We start from the raw sequence: 2,201 nt of genomic DNA on the forward strand, positions 1-2,201 counted from the left end.
CCGACCTTGGTCAGCTGGGTGTCGCCCTGCCGGGTGAAGAGCGGGTGCCCGACCTCGGCTTCGAGCTTCTCGATCGACGTGTAGAGCGAAGCGAGCGGGATGCCGAGGGCTTCTGCAGCACGCGGGAAGTGCAACTCCTCGGCGACTGCGACGAATCGTCGAAGCAGGGTGATGTTCACGGGGAGCCTCTCGTCGGTCCGCGCGAATCGCGGCCCGGTCTTCAGGGTACGTGAGTCGGGGCATCGACACGGCTTGTCACGCAGCGCGACCGTGGATTGGACTGGGATGCATCGGCACCGGGATACTCGTTGCGGGCTCTGCGCGTTGCAGGGCTCACTGCCGACAGAAACGAGTCGCCCCTGATGATCACCGTGCACCTGCGCTACGAGATCGATGCCGACAAGCTCGCGGAGTTCCGCGAATACGGGGAGCGCTGGATCCGCCTCGTCAACAAGCTCGGCGGCATGCATCACGGCTACTTCCTCCCGAGCGAGGGGGACAGCGACGAGGCGTTCGCGCTCTTCACCTTCCCGTCGCTCGCCGACTACGAGCAGTACCGACTCGCCGCCGCCGACGATCCCGAGTGCATCGAGGCGTACGAGTACGCGGTCGAGACGAAGTGCATCCGGCGGTACGAGCGACGGTTCCTCTCGCCGGTCTTCGACTGAGCCACTGCGCTCGCGCCGCTCGAGCTACTCGGTCTGGTCGTGGCAGACGACGTCGACGACCCATGACAGCGAATAGTCGTCGTTGCCGGACACCGCGGCGACCGTCTCGCCGCCGACGATGTCGGAGAACCTCAGCGTCTCGATGTGGTCGGGCGTCAGCTGTTCGTTGTCGGACGCGTAGCCGACCGTGACCGTCATGATCTCGCAGTCGCGTTCGGGAATGATGCCGGACACCCAGCACTGTTCGAACTCGAACGAGCACTGTTCCATGTAGCGGTCGTCGGTGTAGTGCTCGAGCGCGGCCGGGAAGGTGAACATCGTCTCAGGGGCGGAGTAGTGGTCGACCGCCTCGGAGTCGAAACCGCCTTCCAGCTGCGGCTCGGCGAGCTCGGTCAGGCGTTCCGTGAGCCCGGTGACGCCGAACACCAGGCCGACGATGAGCCCGATGACGACGACGGATGCACCAGCGACGATGCCGGCGATCCAGCCCTTCGAGAGGCCACGACGTGGCGCAGGGCCCGCAGCGCTCGCGGACGCGGATGCAGCGCTCTCGGCCAGCAGGGTCGCGCGCGCCTGCTGCAGCGTCGCCGCCCACAGCTCGGCCGCGTGCCGGCTCTCGGCGTCGGAGTATCGCGACGGATGCCGCGCCCAAGCGGCGGCGCGATACGCCGATTCGATGCGCTCGGGGCTCAGCGTGGCCGCCGGGTCGAGGCTGAGTGCGGCACGGGCGGCGATGGATTCCACGACGAGATCATATGGTGCTGCGGGAGCCCCCGGCCGCCACGATTTCCGAAGGGGGTCAGGCGACGTGCTGCGTCGCCGTGCCGCGCACGCCGCCCAGCACGCGACTGACCGCCTCGGGAGCGGCCGTGAAGCGCCCTGCTGCGCCGTCGTCGGAGAGGTAGTGCACGCGGATGCCTCGGCCGACGCGCACGAGCTTCGTGACCTCGTAGCTGCTGCCGGAGACGCTGATGAGCGTGTCGCCCACGGCGAGGTGCCGGGTCTCCCGCAGTTCGATCGTCGTCATAGTGAGAGTGTCTCAGCACCCACCGACATCCGCGCGCGACAGTAAGTGCCCCCGGCGGGCTTTGTCAACCCGTTGTCGACCGGATGGCGCCCTGCCTACCGTGGAGGAAGCCGACGCGCTGAACAGGTGCGCCGGCGGTATCGATTCCCGAGGAGGACGCCATGAGCGCCAAGGACGACATCGGCAACACCGCTGAGCGAATGACCGGAAAGGTCAAGGAGGGTGTCGGCAAGATGACCGACAACGAGCGGCTCGAAGCCGAAGGCAAGGCCGACCAGGTCAAGGCCGACGCCAAGCAGGCCGCCGACAAGGTCAAGGACGCGTTCGAGGACGGAACGAAGTAGTCCAGCTGTTCATCCGCCCCACGACTGAACCGGAGGACATGACATGAGCATCGGCCTCGGCATTCTGCTCGTGGCGATCGGCGCGGTTCTCACGTTCGCGCTGAACGTCACCGTCGACTGGATCGACCTCGATCTCGTCGGCTACATCCTGATGATCGCGGG

Annotated in this window: 6 protein-coding genes; 3 read left to right on the forward strand and 3 right to left on the reverse strand. The window is 66.9% G+C overall.

Going from position 1 to position 2,201, the window contains the following annotated elements; genetic code table 11:
• The coding region (locus VIP82_RS12395; RefSeq protein ID WP_331908996.1) for a helix-turn-helix domain-containing protein at positions 1-470 on the reverse strand (470 nt) is incomplete at its 3' end.
• Here VIP82_RS12395 and VIP82_RS12400 point away from each other — a divergent pair.
• Positions 363-668, forward strand: coding sequence for an NIPSNAP family protein (locus VIP82_RS12400; RefSeq protein WP_331908998.1), 306 nt, complete (start codon positions 363-365; stop codon positions 666-668). The genes VIP82_RS12395 and VIP82_RS12400 overlap by 108 nt on opposite strands.
• Before the next feature lie 24 nt (positions 669-692).
• On the opposite strand, the gene VIP82_RS12405 is transcribed toward VIP82_RS12400, so the two are convergent.
• Together VIP82_RS12405 and VIP82_RS12410 are read right to left on the reverse strand one after the other, a co-directional pair.
• Positions 693-1,412 (reverse strand): hypothetical protein, encoded by a 720-nt coding sequence (locus VIP82_RS12405; protein WP_331909000.1) that lies wholly within the window; start codon positions 1,410-1,412, stop codon positions 693-695.
• A gap of 55 nt (positions 1,413-1,467) precedes the next feature.
• The gene (locus tag VIP82_RS12410; protein WP_331909002.1) at positions 1,468-1,695 is read right to left on the reverse strand and encodes a hypothetical protein; all 228 of its coding nucleotides are present in this window, start codon (positions 1,693-1,695) and stop codon (positions 1,468-1,470) included.
• A gap of 161 nt (positions 1,696-1,856) precedes the next feature.
• Here VIP82_RS12410 and VIP82_RS12415 point away from each other — a divergent pair, with 161 nt between their 5' ends.
• Both VIP82_RS12415 and VIP82_RS12420 read left to right on the forward strand, forming a co-directional pair.
• Complete coding sequence (locus VIP82_RS12415) at positions 1,857-2,039, forward strand: CsbD family protein (protein ID WP_331909004.1); 183 nt, start codon at positions 1,857-1,859, stop codon at positions 2,037-2,039.
• A 43-nt stretch (positions 2,040-2,082) separates the two neighbouring features.
• Positions 2,083-2,201, forward strand: a 119-nt coding sequence (locus VIP82_RS12420; RefSeq protein ID WP_331909006.1) for a DUF6458 family protein, incomplete at its 3' end; no start/stop codon positions are given.

Source organism: Microbacterium sp., from assembly GCF_036566905.1.
In the GTDB taxonomy this organism is placed as follows: Bacteria; Actinomycetota; Actinomycetes; order Actinomycetales; family Microbacteriaceae; genus Microbacterium.

Excerpts from the sequence above, each read along its gene's own strand:
- VIP82_RS12415 (WP_331909004.1), top strand. The coding sequence starts at position 1,857 with ATGAGCGCCAAGGACGACATCGGCAACACCGCTGAGCGAATGACCGGA.
- VIP82_RS12400 (WP_331908998.1), top strand. The coding sequence starts at position 363 with ATGATCACCGTGCACCTGCGCTACGAGATCGATGCCGACAAGCTCGCG.
- VIP82_RS12410 (WP_331909002.1), bottom strand. The coding sequence starts at position 1,695 with ATGACGACGATCGAACTGCGGGAGACCCGGCACCTCGCCGTGGGCGAC.